The following is an 18,147-nucleotide window of genomic DNA, read 5'->3' on the forward strand; positions in this document are numbered from 1 at the left end:
AGTTTTACATGGCGCGCCGCTTCGTCGATCTGTCAGTTCCGTTGGAAACCGGCATCGTGTCGGATCCGCCGATCATGTTACCCGAAATCGAATATCTGGCCCATGACCAGACCGCCGAACAAGTCATGTCCTTTTTTCCGGGCCTGCAGAAAGATGACCTGCCCGGCGGTGAGGGCTGGGCCATCGAACGCCTTCAGATCGCCACGCACAATGGCACCCATCTGGACGCGCCTTACCATCACCATTCGACCATGAACAAAGGTGAGAGGGCGATCACCATCGACGAGGTGCCGCTGGAATGGTGCATGAACCCCGGCGTGAAACTGGATTTTCGCCATTTCGACGATGGTTATGTGGCGACCGCTGCCGATGTCGAAGCCGAATTGAAACGGATTGGTCACGAATTGCAGCCGCTGGATATCGTCGTCGTGAATACCTCGGCTGGCACGCGTTATGGGCATCCGGACTATCTGGCCAAAGGATGCGGCATAGGGCGCGAAGCAACGCTGTATTTGACCAAACGCGGGGTTCGCGTGACAGGAACTGACGCCTGGAGTTGGGACGCACCGTTTCCATTGACCGCGCAGGAATATGCTGAAACGCAAGATGCATCGATTATATGGGAAGGGCACCGGGCCTCGATGGAGGTTGGCTATTGTCACATGGAAAAACTGACGAACCTTGAAACCTTGCCGCCGACTGGGTTCGAGATTTCCTGTTTCCCGTTCAAGATCAAAGGGGCTTCAGCTGGATTCATCCGCGCGGTTGCGATCTTTGAGACCCAAGAAGGAGCACTTGATGCAATTGACGTCTGAAGCGCTGGCCGGACATGACGGGCCCTATGATGCCCCGCTTGTCTTCCGCGGGTTCAAGGCGCGCGCCGAGTGGATCGACTATAACGGTCACATGAACGTGGGCTATTACGGCGTCGCCTTCGACAATGCGCTGGAGCTGTTGATGGTGGATCACCTTGGGCTGGGTGAGGCGCAGGTCAATGCGATGGGGCAGGGACCTTACATTTTGCAATCCCACATGAATTTCCTACGCGAAGTACTGGAAGGTGAGGCCTTCAGCATCCGGTTTCGGATGCTGGACGCAGATCACAAACGTGGCCACTATTTTGCGCAGATGGTGTCTGAAAAAGACGGTGCTATCTGCGCCACTCAGGAAGCGTTGTTCATGAATGTCAGCCATACGACCGGCCGGTCGGTTCCCTATCCGGACTGGGCCGTCGCGCGTCTTCATAGCATGGTGAGGGATCATGCGGCGATCGACCCGGCCCCAGAGGTCGGCCTCCCGATCGGCATCCGCAGAAAGTGAACTGAGGCCTGCTTAGTAGTCGCGCGAAAAGAAGACCCCAACACCGGTCTCACCCCGGCCATCTACAGTGCCTTTCACGGTGAAACTGTCGGTGACATCCAAGTTCAGATTCACCTCGGTATCGCCTTCGGTGTTGACGGTGAAATCGGTGTAAAGGTTGTCGCTCAGATACGCCCCGGCGCCGAGCCGGCCCGCGCCACCTTCGGACACGCCGATGTCCACGGTATCGACGCCTGTTGACTCGCGCAGGCCTTTGGTCGCGTCTCCGCCAGCGCCGCTGAGTTGCGCCAGCGAGGCCGCCATCTGAGCGATTACGAACGGTGACAACTCTGAGAAGCGATTGCCGAACAACAGCATTGCCAGCGCTTCCTCGGCCGGACGCTCGGGGTCGGAAAAGACGTTGACCTCGGGCGAGTCCAGTGGTCCGGCGATCTCGATCGTTGCCGTACCATCAGAGGTGCTGGTTGAGGATTCGAACTCGATATAGGGCGTCAGGTCCCCTTGTAGCGTCACAATGCCCTTGGTCAGGGCCAGCCTGCGCCCCAGAATGTCAAAGTTACCACGGATCAGTTCAATCTGACCCGATGGGATGACCGAGGACGTGGTACCGCCGATGTTTATTCTTCCACCCAGCTCAGCGTTGACGCCACGCCCGCGGACAAACACGGCCTTGGGTGCCAAAAGACTGACATCCAGGGCGATACGAGAATTGCTTTTATTGCCGTCTTCCTTCTGGACGAGGCCCGCGCGTTCACGGGTCACATAGCCTGACCCGCTTTCATTCACGTGAACGATGTCTGGGATAGGGGCCGCTCCCACGGCACCTGATGCGGCCGCTAGGTTGATATTGGTTTCGCCAAACGTGATCTGTCCAGCGATCGAGCTGTTACCCGCCAGCGCCCCGGTCATAGCAATTTGTCCGTTCAGCGTGGTTTCATACAGCAACTGATCGGTCAGTACGAGACTGTTGAGGGCGGTCGTGATATTGGCATTGAATGGTGGTGAAAGGTCTACAGGTCCACTGACGGTAAAATTGCCGCCTGCCCGTGGTCCGCCACTCAGAGAAATCGTGGCGCGGCTATTTGCAAGTTGAACCGATCCGCTGATGCCGGTAATCGTCTGTCCCGCGCCGGGAATTGCCAGCGACGTACCTGATGTGGTGATCGACCCGGACAGGGATTCCAGTGCGGGTTTGCCCGACAGGGTCAGGTCATAGCGAGCGCTGCCGTCGATCTTGTTGGGCGTGATAAAGATATTGGCAATGCCAAGATTGACGCCGCCAACGGCTTTCATGTCCGCTTCTCCGGTGCTTTCGTCGAAGGTACCAGAGACTTTGCCGCTAATCTCCGCAGGCCCGTCGGCTTGGGCGTCGATTGTCCAAACACCCTTGTTGCGCTTAGCGCTTCCATTGGCGGCCACTGTACCCGGAAACTCAGGTACAAAACGCTCGATCCGGTTGAACTTGGCGTCAAAGTCCAGATCCGCCGACCCATCGCTGTCCACCGTCCCGGCTAGCTTGGCGTATGAGCTGTCGGGGCCATTCAGGTTGACCGTGCCTTCCACGCCCTTGGATGACGGGGCAACGTTTCCATCCAATGTCAGTGGACCGGACATCGTGTTCAACACCCGCGCCAGATCGTCCAATTTGACCGTGAAATCCAGCCCGCCCGCTTGACGGTCCAACTTACCCGAAGCCGTTGTGGTGATGGCCGTGCCGTTCAGGCGGAACGTTTCAATGCTAAGGCCATCTTCCCCATTCTGGGCATCTACGGACAGGGTCGTCTGGCCCTGAATCAGTTTGTCCACGGCCTCAATGCCGGTTTGGATGTTGTTGGCATCGAGGTTGCCTTGAACATCGAATGCCCGGGTGGACAGGGTACCGTTGCCTTGCACGTTTGCTGCGATCGAACCAGCTAGATCTCGCCCCGCCAACCGGGAAAACAGGGACAAGTCCGGGACATTCAATTGCGCTTGGCCATCTGCCGACAGATCTCCGGTGGGGTCGTCTACGGTCGCTTGAACCTGTGCGCTCAGGGCGCGGCCATTCACCGAGGCGCTGCGGATGTCGATACTGTCTGCGGTTCTGGCGCCGTCCCATTCGATCTCGGTTCTGCCGGTCAGCAGAGGGTCGATATCGGCCATACCAGTCTTGATGTTCTGACCTGTCACGCTGGCCATGCCGTCAAATTCCAGCGTTTGTACCGTGCCTGTACCGTTCACGGTCGCCTGTAAGGAACCGCCAAGGTCGCGTTTCGCCAAGCCAGAGAAGACCGACAAATCCGATGCGTTGACCCGGGCCTGCCCATCAATGGTCAGGTTGCCGTCGGGCGTCGTCACAACACCGCTGGCCACAGCTTTGGCGGCCTCACTGTCTAGATCGAATTCACGGATAGTTATGCCGTTGGTGCCGCGGCTTGCGTCCAGAGTGATCGTGGTCTCTCCGGTGATAACCGGGTCGATATCGTCACGGCCAGTAGACAAGTCGCGGCCCATGACGACGACTTTGCCGTCAAAGCTGCGTTCCAGCGGTGAACCTTTTCCGGTCACGCTGGCCGAGACCTGTCCGCCAAGATCCAGCTTGGCAAGGTCCGAAAAACGCGACAGGTCAGTTGCGTCCAGCTTGGCTGTTCCGTCAACGCTCAAACCGCTGGTCAGTCCGGAAATCAGCGCGTCCAGCGCCAGCGTGTAGTCAGAGCCCACAAGCTCGAACGCAGACAGGTTCAGTGACTGGTCGCTGCTATAGTCGAACTGGCCATCAAGTGTGATGCGATCGCCCAAAGCCGTGGTCAGCGCGTCGTCGGCCATGTCTATTCCGCCGACCGCAATTTGAACGTCGCCGTCGACAGTCAGAACCTCGCCCTGATCCAGGGTGCCTTGTGCGGTGATCCGGACATCACCCAGCTTGGCCTGCGGGGACGCGAATTCGTTGGCCGTCAGGCTCAGATCCCAAAGATTGCCGTTCTGGCGGTCAAACAGGGCCGAAATTTGTGCCGCCTTGAGCGATGTGTCGCCTCCTGCTACCGGTAGAACGACGGCTTCCCCGTCTGGCGGGGTGATGCGCCCTTGCAGGGCGGCCAGTTGCAGAGTGCCGCCTTCAGCCAGTTGCAATTCACCTTTCAGATCCAGCGCCTGCGTGGTGAGTTCCAGATCCGAGATGTCCATCGCGCCTTCTGGCTTGGTCTGGCCGTCCACATAAAGCCGTGATTTTGGGCCGAAGAACGGATCGACGTCCTCCGCCAGAAAGGGTGTCAGATCGCCGTTCAGATCAGCGGTGAACGCAATGCCGTTCGCTGCGCTGCCCTCGGCCGCCTGCAGCTGAACATGCCCAGTGACGCGCATCTGGTTGTCGCTGCTCAGCCCAATATCGGCGGTGAAATCCGACAGCGGGCCCGCGCCCTTGGCTGTCAGGCCGATCGGTGGGCTGTCAGGGATGTTCAGCGCGGTTGAAATCAGACCACCAGAGGCTTCGTTCACTTGTAAATCCAGGTTGATCTCACTTGTTGAGTTCTGGAAACCAGCCGCTAGCTTGATTTCATCCCCTGCGCGGTCCAGCCGGGTCACATCCAGATTGGTGTCCAGCGCCCCATCTGCCAACGACAGGTTGCCTGTCACGCTCAGATCAGCGGCAACACCGATCAGCGGCTCACCAAGAGACAGTTCATCCACTCGAATTTCACTGATTTCGATGGAAACCGGCAGTTCAGGCAGTTGAAATGGTTGCGTTTCCGCTGAAGCAGGTGGTTCTTCCTTGGTCGTTGTGCCCGGCGCACGGGCAATGTCGATTTCCTGCGCGGTCAGTGAGTTGACCGAAAATCGGCCGCGGATCAGCGCCAGACGGTTCCAGTCGAGTTCGGCGTCCTTGATGGTCAGCCAAACACCTTCATCATCGGCAACTGTGATCTCTTCAATCGTCGCGCGCGCGCTCAGCGCGCCTTGCAGGCCCTTAACGGTCACGTTTTGGTCGTCGCCAGAGAGCGTATCCTGCAGGAAGTTCTCCAGCATACTGCCGCCTTCCTCCTGAGCGGCAAGTGGCAGAGGGGCAGACAGCATCAGCCCCGAAATCAATAACGGATATGCGCGACGTCCAATCAAAATGCCTGTCCGATCCCGATGTAAAACTGCAATCCGTCGCCCGTGTCACCCTGCACCGGAACGGCAAGATCCAGCCGCAACGGACCAAATCCGCCCAGATCATACCGAACGCCAAGCCCGGCACCTGCGTGATATTCTGCACCGCTGCCGATGAATGAGGATGTGTCCACCGTACCGTAGTCATAAAACCCGACCAGAGATATGGCTTCGGTGACTTTGCCGCGCACCTCGGCGGAAAGACCAAGGAAAGATTTGCCGCCTGCGATCCCGGTGCCGACAGGGATGCCAAGACTCTCGTAAGGTTGACCCCGAACCGTTCCGGCACCGCCCGAGAAAAACAGGAAGTCTGGTGTTACACCGTCCGGCGACGGCCCGAGCACTGATCCCAGCTGTACGCGACCGGCCAGAACCAGCCGTCCGCCGGTGCCGAGGCTGGTATAGCCGCGTCCATCAAAAAACATGCGTATGCCGCTTTCGGTTTCGGACAGACCAGCAAAGGGCGTAATCTGCGCGTCCAGATAAAAGCCGCGCGTTGCGCTGACCTTACTGTCGCGCTCGTCCCATTCCGAACGCAAGGGAAGGATGAAATATCGGAACCTGCGGTCATCGCCATAGGCGTCGTCCGCGCTGGACCACTGAAACCCGGCTGAGGCTTCGGCATATAGCCGATCAGAGAACGTGCGCCGGGCACCGTAGGCCAGCGACGCAACGGTGACATTGTAGTTTTCTGTGTTGCGCCGTTCCAGAAGCGCGTTCCAGAAAGTGTTGTCATCGGGACCAAGCCGGTCGGGCTGATCCAGACGCAAGCCGATCCGGCCGTCGATATCCTCGGCACCGCCGATATTACGGACTGCCGCCTCGAACCGCAGGCGTTCGGCACGCCGGAATACGTTGCGATGCGTCCAGGTCGCGGTCACGTCTACCCCGTCGCGCGACGCGATCTCGGCGCCAAAGGTCAGTCGGCGCTTGGGTAAATCTTCAAACGTCGCGTCGAAATCCAATGTGCCGTCCGGGTTCGGAGTGGCCCTCTCTTCAATCGAAACAACGTTGAAGGTCCCCGTCCGCCGCAACCGTGTGCCGACCTTCTGGATTTTCTCGGGCGAATATACTTCGCCTGCCGGAAACCCGGCGATCTTTTCTATTGACCGGTGGCGCACATCGGTGTCGCCCTTGATGATCATTTTGCCAAATCTCAGGCGCGGGCCGGGGGTAAGGTCGACCTCGGCATCCAGCTTGGCCTCGGCATGGCGGGCAATGACTTTCTGGCCTTCGACTTCGGCCTTGGCATGACCCGCGTTGCGCCAACCCTGCACGCCAGCTGACGCGGCTTGTTGGATTGCGCCGGTGGTTGCAAGTTTGCCGACCGCAAACTCCTCGGGCAGAACTGTTTCGGGCGTTATCGGTTGTACGATGGCTTTGCCAAAGGTGAACTTGGGGCCGGTGTTGACCGTGATTACCGCGCTATTGATCTGCGCTGGTACGCTGAGCGAGCTGATCTCAGCTGCTTCTTTTCCGTCCAGTTTGATGCTTACGACTGGGCTGAAATACCCTTCGTCATAAAGAATTTGGACGAGAGTGCGATAATCCGAAAGCGCCGCCGACAAGATCTCAAGCGGCGTGTCCAGCCCGCGAGATTCGGCCGTCGCAACTGAGGAGGTTTCCTCCATCCGCTCGATAAGCCCTTTTGAAGCACCCGGAGCTGTTAAGGTGGTTTCCAGCGCGGCCAACGCGGTCGGCAGGGTCATTGCAATCGCGCCGAGAAGGCATCTCTTTAAAAAGGCGCGCGGCCTGCTCCCCGGCATCTGATAGCTCCAACTGCCCCAACTCGAAATCACATTTGCCGTTTTTTTCAAAGCAACGGCTGATTACATTCATGTTAGAGCATCAGAGTCCTTGCAGGAAAAGACTAAATCCAGCGTCGCCTGAATTTTGCGACCTGTGTGATTGATCGGTCTCGGGATCAGGAACCTGCGTTGCGAAACCAGCGGATGATTGCTTCTCGGTCCTCGGGCTCCATGTAGGTGACGTTTGCGGGGGGCATCGCATGGCTGACCCCCGCCTGCAGATAGATTTGCTGGGCGTTGCGGGCAATGTCGCCTTCAGTTTCCAGCAATACGCCCTTTGGCGCCCACAAAATGCCCTCCCACACCGGTTCGCGTGCGTGGCACATCGAACAGCGTCCAAGAACGACGTCATGGGCCTCTTCAAAGCCATCGGCGGCAGCATATTTCTGTTCAAACGATGTCAGTGGCTGTGCTTCGGCCTCTTCCAGAGGTTTGTACATAGGGGCAGTAGACAACCACATGATTGCGATGAACAGCAACGCAGTGACCAGCCATGTCCAGGTTGGATCGCCTGCCCGAGCGTGGCGCGTGTTGAAGTAGTGTCGGATGGTCACGCCCATCAGGAAGACCAGAGCCGCGATGATCCAGTTGTATTCTGTCGCAAAGGCCAGCGGGTAGTGGTTCGACAACATAAGAAACACCACCGGCAACGTCAGGTAGTTGTTATGCGTCGAGCGCAGCTTGGCGATTTTGCCGTACTTTGGGTCAGGTGTACGGCCGTTCTTCAGATCGTCTACCACGATGCGTTGGTTCGGCATGATAATGAAAAACACGTTGGCTGTCATGATCGTGGCCGTGAATGCCCCCAGATGCAGCATCATCGCACGACCGGTAAACACCTGATTATATCCCCAGCCCATAACAACCAGCAGCACAAACAGCAGCACCATCAGCAGGGTAGGACGTTCACCCAAACCCGATTTGCATAGGAAATCATAGATCAGCCAACCGACAGTCAGCGAGGCGGCCGAAATCAGAATGCCTTGCCACAGCGCCAGATCGGCTTTTTGTGCGTCGATCAGATAAAGCTCTCCGCCCACCCAGTACACGATCATCAGCAACCCGGCCCCGCTGAGCCAGGTCGCGTAGCTTTCCCATTTGAACCAAACCAGGTGTTCCGGCATCCGTTCGGGCGCAACTAGGTATTTCTGAATGTGGTAAAAGCCGCCGCCATGTACTTGCCATTCCTCGCCATCCGCCGGGCCGGGGATGTCGCGGTTCAGACCAAGGTCCAGTGCGATGAAATAAAATGAGGATCCGATCCAGGCAATGGCGGTAATAACGTGCAGCCAGCGCACGGCAAAAGCCATCCAGTCCCAGAACACGGCGAAGTCGTACATGAGAAAGCTCTCCGATTGGTTGCCGTCACACTAGGCAAAGGGCACTTTCTTCGGTATTCCCTGATATTGTCAAACTGTATCAAAAAAAACGAAAAGATGTCCTATCTAGACAACATCCGTACCTTTGTCAGGGTTTATGACCTTGGCAGCATGTCCGCTGCTGGGCGAGACCTGCGAATCTCGCCTGCGGTGACGTCGGCGCGGATATCTCAGCTTGAAGATCATCTGGGCGTGCGCCTGTTTCAAAGAACGACGCGCAACCTGAGCCCGACAGAGCAGGGGCGGGCATTCTATCCCGGTGCTGTGGCCGTTCTGGATGCGGTGGACGATGCCGAAGCGCAGGTCGTCCATCTGACCGAGGCCCCGCGGGGATCGTTGTTTGTGGCTGCTCCACTAGGGGTCGGTCGCAGGGTTTTGGCGCCGCATGTGCCTGATTTTCTTGCGGAATATCCTGAGATCGACGTGCGCTTGCGGTTGACGGACAGATCCGTTGATCTGACGACCGAAGGTCTGGACCTGGCCTTTTTCATCGGCCAACCCGAAGACAGTACTCTGCGTATTCGAAAGATCGCCGACTGCCAGCGCGTGCTTTGTGCCGCTCCGGCCTATGTTGAACGCAGGGGCATGCCGGCGACGGGCGCGGACCTGGTGTCGCAGCGCCATGAATGCCTGAACCTGAGGTTTCCAGGTGCGACCGAGTTTCAGTGGCAGTTAGAGACACCTGACGGCCCCAAGCGGTTCGCAGTCTCTGGCCGGTTCGAATGTGACGACGGTGACGTGCTGACTGACTGGGCGCTGTCGGGGCAGGGGATCGCAATGAAACCAGTTTTTGAAGTGGCCGAACACCTCAGTTCGGGGCGTCTAGTCCCCGTTGCGGTCGAAACGCCGCCGGTATCTGTTCAAATGGCCTGCCTATACACACATCGCCGCCATCAGGACCCCAAGGCGCGTTTGTTCATGGATTTCATGATTGCGCGGATCGGCAAGGTCGTGCGTGGGGCGGAAACTGCTAACACATAGAGCTGCCGTTTAGCGGCAACCCCATCCCGCGGTTCAACTGCCCCGGTAGGTTGAATAGCCGTAAGGGGACAGCAGCAGAGGCACGTGATAGTGTGCCTCGGCATCAGACATGCCAAACCGGAGCGGCACCTGATCCAGAAACAGCGGGTCATCAGCAGCCTGGCCAGATGCGCGCAGATAGTCTCCTGCGAAGAAAACCAGCTCGTAAGTACCAGTTTTGAAAGAGTCTTGTGGCAAGATTGGGCTGTCAGTGCGCCCGTCCGAATTGGTCTCCATCTCGGCGATTTTGCGATGGGAATTCCCCGACACCCGATAGAGTGCGATTTTCAATCCTTCAGCCGGGCAGCCGCGTGCAGTGTCCAGAACATGGGTCGTCAGATAGCCAGCCACGGGTCTCTCCTTTGATTTGTCTTTTGCTTTGTCACAGTCTGACGCAAAGTTTGAAACAGTGGAAATGCCGAAAGAACCGGAAACAGCGTTCGGATTGATTTGATAATCATCGACGTGTTTCTGGGGTAAGGCTATTCAAAAGATCAAGAATGGAAGATGCCATGCAGCCCTCTCGCTATCCTCGTGACATGATCGGATATGGTGCCAACCCGCCAGATGCCAAATGGCCGGGCGGCGCGAAGCTGGCCGTTCAGATCGTACTGAACTACGAAGAGGGCGGTGAAAATTGCGTGCTGCACGGCGATGCCGCGTCCGAGGCGTTTCTGTCCGAAATCGTGGGGGCCGCCCAATGGCCGGACCAGCGCCATTGGAACATGGAGTCGATCTATGAGTACGGCTCTCGCGCTGGGTTCTGGCGACTGCACCGGTTGATGCAGGACCTGCCAATAACAGTCTATGGCGTTGCATCAGCTTTGGCTCGCTCGCCAGATCAAATGGCCGCGATGAAGGCAGCGGGGTGGGAGATTGCCAGCCATGGTCTGAAATGGGTCGAACATAAAGACATGCCAGCGGATGAAGAACGCGCACAAATTGCCGAGGCTATCCGTCTTCACACCGAGGTCGTCGGAGAACGCCCGCGTGGTTGGTACACAGGGCGCTGTTCCGAGAATACTGTTCAGTTGGTGGCAGAAGAGGGCGGATTTGCCTATGTGGCCGATACATATGCGGACGACTTGCCCTATTGGGTGCAAGCGGGTGGGCGGGATCAGTTGATCGTACCCTACACGTTGGATTGCAACGATATGCGCTTTGCCACGCCGCAGGGATTCAATGCGGGTGACCAGTTCTATTCCTACCTGAAAGACAGCTTTGATGCGCTATACGCCGAAGGCGAGGGTGGAGCGCCCAAGATGCTGTCGATCGGCTTGCACTGCCGCCTGATCGGACGACCTGGCCGGGTGATGGCGTTGAAACGTTTCCTGGAATACGCGCGCGGCTTTTCCGATGTCTGGTTTGCGACACGGTTGCAGATCGCCGAACACTGGGCGGAACACCATCCGGCGGTGCCGCATCCGAAGCCTGCTCAGATGGATCGGGACGCGTTTGTCGCGACGTATGGCGGCATCTTCGAGCATTCCGCCTGGATTGCCGAACGGGCGTATGAGCTGGAATTGGGACCGGCCAATGACACGGCAGGTGGGCTGCACAATGCACTGACCCGCATGTTCCGCTCCGCCTCTGCGGACGAAAGGATGGGTGTCCTGACCGCGCACCCGGATCTGGCCGGAAAATTGGCGCAGGCAAAACGGCTGACGCAAGAAAGCACGTCCGAGCAGGCTTCGGCAGGGTTGGATGCTCTTACAGATGATGAGCGTGCGATGTTCACGGGCTTGAACCAGAAATACACCGAGAAGTTCGGTTTTCCGTTTATCATCGCCGTGCGTGATCACGACAAAACGTCTATCCTTCATGCGTTTCAACGGCGGATTGATCAGGATAAGGACACCGAATTCGCAGAGGCTTGCCGTCAGGTCGAGCGGATCGCCGAATTCCGGTTGCAGGACATTTTACCCTCATGAGCGCGCAAGTCGGGACTACGCCTTTGACGGCCAAGGCATTTGCCCCGTTTGGTGATGTCATCGAAGTGACCGGTGATCCGGACAAGATCATCAATCAGGGGCAATGTGGTCGCTACCATGATCTGGCACGACTGGATTTCACAGACGGACGCGCCGGGATCAGCCTGTTTAACGCCAACCCACGATGCTTGCCCTATCAACTGGATATGGTTGAGCGTCACCCCGAGGGCAGTCAGGCGTTCATCCCAATGACACATCAGCCTTTTCTGGTTGTCGTGGCCCCGGATGAGGGCGGGCGGCCCGGACATCCGCAGGCATTTGTGACCAATCCGGGACAGGGTGTGAACTATTTTCCCGGCACATGGCATGGGGTGCTGACCCCATTGCACGGGCCCGGCTTATTCGCTGTGATCGATCGGATTGGTGGGGGGGCTAATCTGGAGGAGTTTTGGTTTGACACCTCGTTTGAGATCATAGGCGGATAGGGAGCTCCCGCTCGTTCAATGCGCATCAAAGATGCTTGTGAACCGTTGGGCCAAGCAGCGCGCGGGCAAGCCCGCCCGCTGCGCCCGCGCAAATTCAGCCATCTGTCATAAGGCGGGCAACATCCAACATGCGTGCCGAAAATCCCCATTCATTGTCATACCAGCCGAAAACACGGACCTGATGTTCTCCGACCATGCGTGTCTCGGGTCCTGCGATAACCAGTGACTCTGGGCGTGTACGCAGGTCTGACGAGACCAGAGGGGAATCGGTCCAGCCCAGCACAGGCGATGTCTGGACGGCCGCGCGCAGTTCGGCTTCGAACAACTCATGCGACATACCGCGATCCAGCGTCACCACCAGATCAATGGCGGATACACTGGCCGTCGGGACCCGAACAGCAGCGCCCGAGATGCGGCCAGCCAAATGCGGCATGACTTCGTCTATCAGATGAGTGGCGCTTGACGTGGTCGGCACCATAGACAGCGCGCCCGCGCGCGAACGGGCCAAATCGCCGCGTGGCGCGTCCACCATAGGCTGGCTGTTCGTATAGCAGTGTATTGTTGTCATATGGGCTGACGCAATCCCGCCAATCTGGTCCAGCACTTTGACCAAGGGTGCAAGCCCGTTGGTTGTGCAAGACGCGTTGGACACGATGCGAGCATTGCCCAACTGATCTTCGTTGGCACCCAGAACAATAGTGATTTCGGTCGCGGGCGAGGGGCCAGAGATCAGCACCTTGCGGGCCCCGGCGGTCAGGCCCTGACTGGCCACATCCGAGGTGCGAGCAACGCCAGTGCAATCCATCAGAACGTCGACACCGGACAGATCGACATGTGCCAGATTGGGGCTGTGTGTCATTGGGATTGCGCGCCCATCGACGACGATCGCCGCGTCGCCCTGTTCTACTGCTCCGGCGTAGGGGCCAAAGGTGCTGTCATATTTGAACAGGTAGGCGCAGGTCTCAAGCGGGGCGATGTCGTTGATCAGAACCAGCTCAATATCCGTATCTTGCGGCAAAGCCAGCAGCTGCCGCAGGATTGTGCGGCCAATACGGCCGAATCCGTTGATTGCAAGTTTCATGCGCAAGCTATGGCAGCGCGCTGCCAATAGCTCAATGCCCGTTGTGACCTATGGTCAGTTGCAACTAACCTGCGAAAAGAACTGGCCCGAAATGTTCTGGTACATGCTGGCCACGATCGGACTGCACCCAGTCGCTTGCTGAAAGGCGGCTATGGCCTGAATGGTGCGCAAGCGCGGCGGCGGGCCAAAGGGGTTCAGGTTGTTGTTGTCGCGCGTCGCACGGTACACGACCGGAGCGTCCGAGACCTGTGTCACCGCCCAGGTACGGCTCATGACAGAAACCTGTTTTGTTTCTTCCTTCGCGGCGACAGGTGTTGCATCAAATGCCGTCAAACCAATTGCAGCTGCCAGTGCCAGTATCGTTACACGCAGTACCATTGAACAATCTCCAGTGCTAAAAACCGCTGTTATTTCACCAGATTCACAGGCTTCTGTGAACCCCTGGCCGAAATAAGGCGTTTAAAAGCCTAGCGTTTGGACAGTGTCAACGGCATGTGCCGGTTCACATCCTTGTAAAGCAGATAGCGAAAGCGCCCAGGCCCACCCGCATAGCAGGCCTGCGGGCAGAAGGCGCGCAACCACATGTAATCGCCGGCCTCTACCTCGACCCAATCCTGGTTCAGCCGATAGACGGCCTTGCCTTCCAGCACGTACAAACCGTGTTCCATGACATGGGTTTCGGCAAAGGGAATCACGCCGCCGGGTTCGAAATTGACGATATTGACATGCATGTCATGACGCAGATCCTGCGGATCTGTGAAGCGGGTTGTGGACCAGCGCCCCTCGGTGCCGGGCATCTCGACGGGGGATAAATCACGTTCGTTGGTGATGATCGGATCTGGTACAGGCAGGCCGGGAACGGCTTCATAGGCTTTGCGAACCCAGTGAAATCGGGCGGTTTTTTCGGCGCGGTTGTGCAGGGTCCAATCCGATCCGGACGGGATATAGGCATAACCGCCAGTATCGAGGACATGCTCAGTGCCACCTAACGTCAGGGTCACCTCGCCTTCGACCACAAAGAGAACACCCTGCGCCTTGGCGTCTGTTTCTGGGTGGTCGCTGCCGCCACCGGGCTGGACTTCCATGATGTACTGCGAAAACGTCTCGGCAAATCCGCTGAGGGGGCGGGACAGGACCCAAAGCCGGGTGCCTTCCCAGAACGGCAGGTTGCTGGTTACGATGTCGCGCATGGTGCCTTTGGGGATAACCGCATAGGCGTCGGTAAACATGGCGCGGTCGGTCAACAGTTGGTCTTGTCCGGGGTGTCCGCCTGTGGGCGCGTAATAGGTGGGCTGTGCCATTTCATGCCTCTGGTTCGTGTTTGAGGCACTATGAGACGATTGGCGCGGCGGTCCTAGCACCCGAGTCGCGATAGGTTTGTTCGGTATTATTTGAAGGTCAGCCAGCGGGGCTTGGCCCCCGTTACCCAGCGGTATAGTCTTGTGACCAAACTTATTTCAGCAAGGCGAGAAGATCATGAAAGCCTGGATTTCACCTTTTTTTGCAGCAGCCGTTGTGATCGGCGCGGTTTCACTGGCACAGGCCAAGCCACTTTCGAGAATCATCGCAGAAATGGGTTTGAGCCCCGAGGACTATAGTGTCGTCAACGCCACGACCAACGCGATGTTGACAGATGGAATGCCTCAGGTCGGAACTGAACGCACTTGGTCGAACGATGATACCGGATCAAAAGGCACTGTTCGGGTGCGCGAGGTTCGGGACAATTGCGTACATCTTCAGCATTTCATTGTGCCCGCCGGGGCCGAACAATCGCGCGAAGTCAGAACCCGCAACTGCCGGGACGCCGGCGGGAACTGGGTTCTGACGCCCTGATTTCGACTCAGTAGCCGCGTGTGCGGTCGACTTCGTGCAGTAAGGGCTTTCCTGCGGACAACCGTTGGAAATTCTCGGCAACGTCGGCCAATGCTTCACCTAAGTGCCAGCCAGAAACATGCGGAGTGATTGTGACACCGGGGTGTACCCAGAGCGGACTGTCTGGCGGTAAGGGTTCTGTACTGGTTACGTCCAGAACGGCGTGGCCGGGCGTTCCACGGTCCAAGGCTTCGATCAGCGCATTTTCGTCAATCAGATCACCACGCCCTGCGTTCAACAGCTGACTGCCGGGCTTCATGGCGGCCAGCATCTGCGCATCGAACAAGCCGACAGTTTGCGGCGTGGACGGCAGAATGGCGCAAACGTGGTCGCATTGGCCTAGCAACGTCGGCAACGAATCCAGACCGTGCAGGCAGGTGACACCCTCGATCTTTTTCGGGGATCGGCTCCATCCCATGACCTGAAAACCGATGGCGCGCAGCATTCTGGCGCTGCGGGCGCCGATATGGCCCAGACCCAGAACGCCCACTACGGTGTCCGGCGTGAATACCGGCGCTTTGGGTACCCATTCTGCCTTGCGCTGGGCGGCTTCGTGAAAGGCCATATTCCGTTGGTGGTGAAGGACATAGGCGACGAACCACTCGGCAATACCTTGCGCCGGCGCATCGGGCTTGAGTCGTGCGATACGGACGTGATCGGGCAGGCTCGGGTTGCCAACAATCGTTTCAACGCCTGCGCCCAGTTTCTGGACCAGTTGCAGGTTCGGCAGCCGTTTGGGGTGGTCGTTGTTCAGGCCGACAACAGCGACCATGGTGATTTCGCTTGCATCTCCAATCGTTTCCCGGGTTCGCACATCCGCGCCGGGGTTTATGTTTCGGATCGTTTTGGCGATGTCATCATCGCTTATCCAGTCGGTCAGACCGGTTTCGATCAGTAGCGCCATGAATCACCCTCGCAATTTCATTTTGATTGAGTTGACGTTCCGTCACGCAGCTAGACATTCTATCGGCAGCTAAGTCATTCTCTGTTCAAAGGTAAAGCCCGCTCTTTGGGCCTGAGGAGGAAAGCTCATGAACATGTCATTCGGTCTGCGCGAAGAAAATCGCGCGCTGCTGCAACGTGTGGCAGATATGATCCGGGATGAGATCATGCCGCTGGAAGAAGAATACCAGGCCGAAATCGATAAGGGCGACCGCTGGAAATACACCGAACGTCAGGCGGAAATCCTGGAAGGGTTGAAAGCCAAGGCTAAGGCTGCCGGATTATGGAACTTCTGGCTGACCGACAGCGACAAGGGCTTTGGTTTGACCACAGTCGAGTATGCTTACTTCGCCGAAGAGATGGGCAAAACTCCCCTTGGGGCCGAGGTGTTCAACTGTTCGGCCCCCGATACCGGTAATATGGAAGTGTTCGAGCGCTACGGCACGGACCAGATGAAAGAGCAGTGGCTGAAACCCCTGCTGAACGGCGATATCCGGTCCGCGTATTTAATGACGGAACCGGATGTGGCGTCATCGGATGCCACGAACGTGTCGATGTCCTGTTTGCAAGATGGGGATGATTTTGTTCTGAACGGAGAAAAATGGTGGTCATCGGGGGCGGGTGATCCACGGTGCAAGGTCTATATCGTCATGGTCAAGACGGCAGGCGACGAGCAACCCAAACACAAGCGGCAGTCGATGATTGTTGTGCCTGCTGATGCACCGGGGATCGAGGTTCTGCGCCCAATGCAGGTTTACGGCCACGATGATGCCCCGCACGGCCACATGCATATCCGCTTTACCAACGTCCGGGTGCCAGCTGAGAGCATCCTGTTGGGCGAAGGCCGCGGGTTCGAGATCGCGCAAGGCCGTCTCGGGCCCGGTCGTATCCACCATTGTATGCGCGCAATTGGGCAGGCTGAATCGGCGCTGGAACAGATGTGCAAACGGTCGCTGCAGCGCGAAGCCTTCGGCAAGAAACTGGCGCAACTCGGGGCCAATTTCGATATCATTGCCGAATGCCGGATGGAGATTGAAATGGCGCGCTTGCTGTGCCTGAAGGCTGCCTGGTACATGGATCAAGGCGATGCCCGTGCAGCGGCACCCTGGATCAGCCAGATCAAGGTCGTCGCCCCGCGAGTCGCACTCAAAGTCATCGATGAGGCCGTTCAGATGTTCGGCGGGCAGGGGGTCAGTCAGGACACGCCGCTGGCGACGGCCTGGACCCATGTGCGTACTTTGCGGTTGGCCGATGGGCCTGATGCGGTACACCGCCGTCAGGTGGCGCGGGCCGAGTTGAAAAAGCACACGCAGGAAAAAGTCTGAGGTTTTAGGTGGTGTTGAAACCGGATCTGAAGGAACAGGCCTATTTCCACGTTCGGGCTGACGGCGCTTTTGTCGGCAATGATCCCGCACGCGGGCCGTGGTCTGCGGATCATTGTCATGCGGGCCCGGTCGCGGGGCTGATCGTTCGTTCAGCTGAAACAGAGGTTGGGCCGGAAAAGATGCTGACACGGCTGACCGTGGACTTGCTGCGCCCTCTGCCGCTGACAGGTCTGCGTGTGGCGGCGGAGACGACGCGACACACCAAGACGCTGGCCACAACCCGCGTCACTGTGCACGATCTGGACGATACACTATGCGCTACGGCCACCACGATGCATATGGTGCGTCGCGATTTGGGGGCGGTTTCCAACGTCTCGCTTGCGACACCCGGCTTTGAGGACGCGGTGACGGGCCCGTTTCCGATTGGCGAAACGCGTCACGACTTGCCGGGGTTCGCAAACCATTCGGACATTCTCTACCCCAAGGGTGGCAACCAGAAAGCCGGTCCAAAGACAATCTGGATGCGCACCCCGAAGCTGTTGGAGGGCGAGGCGCAATCGCCGATTCAGGCGCTATGCCCGCTGGCGGATTGTGGCAACGGGATCTCGTGGAATGCACCGACGTCTGAGATGGGGTTCATGAACACCGACCTGACGGTGCAGATTCATCGTGAACCCAAATCGGACTGGTTGGCCTCGCAGTCCGTATCTCATTGGCAATCGTCAGGAATAGGGATGTCGCAATCGGTTCTGTTCGACACCGAAGGCCCGGTTGGAACAGCGTTGCAGACACTGGTTTTGTTCCCGCCGAAGTGATTGGTTTGGCCAGTTCCTGCATAGGCCCGCCGAAACACGTT

16 protein-coding genes are annotated in these 18,147 nt (G+C 58.0%); 8 read left to right on the forward strand and 8 right to left on the reverse strand.

What is annotated here, in order from left to right; translation table 11 throughout:
• Positions 1 to 8 precede the first annotated feature (8 nt).
• Positions 9 to 815 carry a cyclase family protein gene (locus RUA4292_RS21720; protein WP_058279486.1) on the forward strand — a complete coding sequence of 269 codons (807 nt, stop codon included), beginning with the start codon at positions 9 to 11 and terminating at the stop codon, positions 813 to 815.
• Entirely contained in the window at positions 799 to 1,320 is a 522-nt protein-coding gene (locus tag RUA4292_RS21725) for a thioesterase family protein (protein ID WP_058279487.1), read from the forward strand. The genes RUA4292_RS21720 and RUA4292_RS21725 overlap by 17 nt, the downstream gene beginning before the upstream one ends.
• A 12-nt stretch (positions 1,321 to 1,332) precedes the next feature.
• On the opposite strand, the gene RUA4292_RS21730 is transcribed toward RUA4292_RS21725, so the two are convergent.
• The 3 genes from RUA4292_RS21730 to RUA4292_RS21740 all read right to left on the reverse strand — a co-directional run bounded on the left by RUA4292_RS21730 (position 1,333) and on the right by RUA4292_RS21740 (position 8,596).
• A complete protein-coding gene (locus tag RUA4292_RS21730) occupies positions 1,333 to 5,370 on the reverse strand; it encodes a translocation/assembly module TamB domain-containing protein (protein WP_233493519.1) in 4,038 nt (1,345 codons plus the stop codon).
• 38 nt (positions 5,371 to 5,408) lie between these two features.
• Positions 5,409 to 7,157: an autotransporter assembly complex protein TamA gene (locus tag RUA4292_RS21735; protein WP_233493520.1), complete on the reverse strand. Its 1,749-nt coding sequence runs from the start codon at positions 7,155 to 7,157 to the stop codon at positions 5,409 to 5,411.
• Positions 7,158 to 7,372: 215 nt separating this feature from the next.
• Entirely contained in the window at positions 7,373 to 8,596 is a 1,224-nt protein-coding gene (locus RUA4292_RS21740; RefSeq protein WP_058279489.1) for a urate hydroxylase PuuD, read from the reverse strand.
• Between the two features lie 96 nt (positions 8,597 to 8,692).
• Here RUA4292_RS21740 and RUA4292_RS21745 point away from each other — a divergent pair, with 96 nt between their 5' ends.
• Positions 8,693 to 9,616, forward strand: a complete 924-nt coding sequence (locus RUA4292_RS21745; RefSeq protein ID WP_058279543.1) for a LysR family transcriptional regulator — start codon at positions 8,693 to 8,695, stop codon at positions 9,614 to 9,616.
• Positions 9,617 to 9,649: 33 nt separating this feature from the next.
• Here the strand turns inward: RUA4292_RS21745 and uraH are convergent, their stop codons facing one another.
• Entirely contained in the window at positions 9,650 to 10,006 is a 357-nt protein-coding gene (gene uraH, locus RUA4292_RS21750; protein ID WP_058273190.1) for a hydroxyisourate hydrolase, read from the reverse strand.
• A gap of 161 nt (positions 10,007 to 10,167) precedes the next feature.
• On the opposite strand from uraH, the gene puuE reads away from it, so the two are divergent.
• The gene (gene puuE, locus RUA4292_RS21755; protein WP_058279544.1) at positions 10,168 to 11,586 is read left to right on the forward strand and encodes an allantoinase PuuE; all 1,419 of its coding nucleotides are present in this window, start codon (positions 10,168 to 10,170) and stop codon (positions 11,584 to 11,586) included.
• Positions 11,583 to 12,071: an ureidoglycolate lyase gene (locus RUA4292_RS21760; RefSeq protein ID WP_058279490.1), complete on the forward strand. Its 489-nt coding sequence runs from the start codon at positions 11,583 to 11,585 to the stop codon at positions 12,069 to 12,071. Before puuE ends, RUA4292_RS21760 begins: the two co-directional genes overlap by 4 nt.
• Before the next feature lie 94 nt (positions 12,072 to 12,165).
• On the opposite strand, the gene RUA4292_RS21765 is transcribed toward RUA4292_RS21760, so the two are convergent.
• The 3 genes from RUA4292_RS21765 to RUA4292_RS21775 all read right to left on the reverse strand — a co-directional run bounded on the left by RUA4292_RS21765 (position 12,166) and on the right by RUA4292_RS21775 (position 14,453).
• The gene (locus tag RUA4292_RS21765; RefSeq protein ID WP_082637220.1) at positions 12,166 to 13,152 is read right to left on the reverse strand and encodes a type I glyceraldehyde-3-phosphate dehydrogenase; all 987 of its coding nucleotides are present in this window, start codon (positions 13,150 to 13,152) and stop codon (positions 12,166 to 12,168) included.
• 54 nt (positions 13,153 to 13,206) lie between these two features.
• Positions 13,207 to 13,530 (reverse strand): hypothetical protein, encoded by a 324-nt coding sequence (locus tag RUA4292_RS21770; protein WP_058279492.1) that lies wholly within the window; start codon positions 13,528 to 13,530, stop codon positions 13,207 to 13,209.
• Positions 13,531 to 13,619: 89 nt separating this feature from the next.
• Positions 13,620 to 14,453, reverse strand: a complete 834-nt coding sequence (locus tag RUA4292_RS21775; protein ID WP_058279493.1) for a bifunctional allantoicase/(S)-ureidoglycine aminohydrolase — start codon at positions 14,451 to 14,453, stop codon at positions 13,620 to 13,622.
• A 175-nt stretch (positions 14,454 to 14,628) separates the two neighbouring features.
• Between RUA4292_RS21775 and RUA4292_RS21780 the strand changes: the two genes are divergently transcribed.
• Entirely contained in the window at positions 14,629 to 14,985 is a 357-nt protein-coding gene (locus RUA4292_RS21780; protein ID WP_058279494.1) for a hypothetical protein, read from the forward strand.
• A gap of 7 nt (positions 14,986 to 14,992) precedes the next feature.
• On the opposite strand, the gene RUA4292_RS21785 is transcribed toward RUA4292_RS21780, so the two are convergent.
• Positions 14,993 to 15,928 (reverse strand): 2-hydroxyacid dehydrogenase, encoded by a 936-nt coding sequence (locus tag RUA4292_RS21785; RefSeq protein WP_058279495.1) that lies wholly within the window; start codon positions 15,926 to 15,928, stop codon positions 14,993 to 14,995.
• A 127-nt stretch (positions 15,929 to 16,055) separates the two neighbouring features.
• On the opposite strand from RUA4292_RS21785, the gene RUA4292_RS21790 reads away from it, so the two are divergent.
• Positions 16,056 to 17,291, forward strand: coding sequence for an acyl-CoA dehydrogenase family protein (locus RUA4292_RS21790; protein WP_058279496.1), 1,236 nt, complete (start codon positions 16,056 to 16,058; stop codon positions 17,289 to 17,291).
• Between the two features lie 14 nt (positions 17,292 to 17,305).
• A complete protein-coding gene (locus tag RUA4292_RS21795; protein WP_058279545.1) occupies positions 17,306 to 18,106 on the forward strand; it encodes a thioesterase family protein in 801 nt (266 codons plus the stop codon).
• The last annotated feature ends 41 nt before the right edge of the window (positions 18,107 to 18,147 follow it).

The organism is Ruegeria atlantica, from assembly GCF_001458195.1.
Taxonomy (GTDB): Bacteria; Pseudomonadota; Alphaproteobacteria; order Rhodobacterales; family Rhodobacteraceae; genus Ruegeria; species Ruegeria atlantica.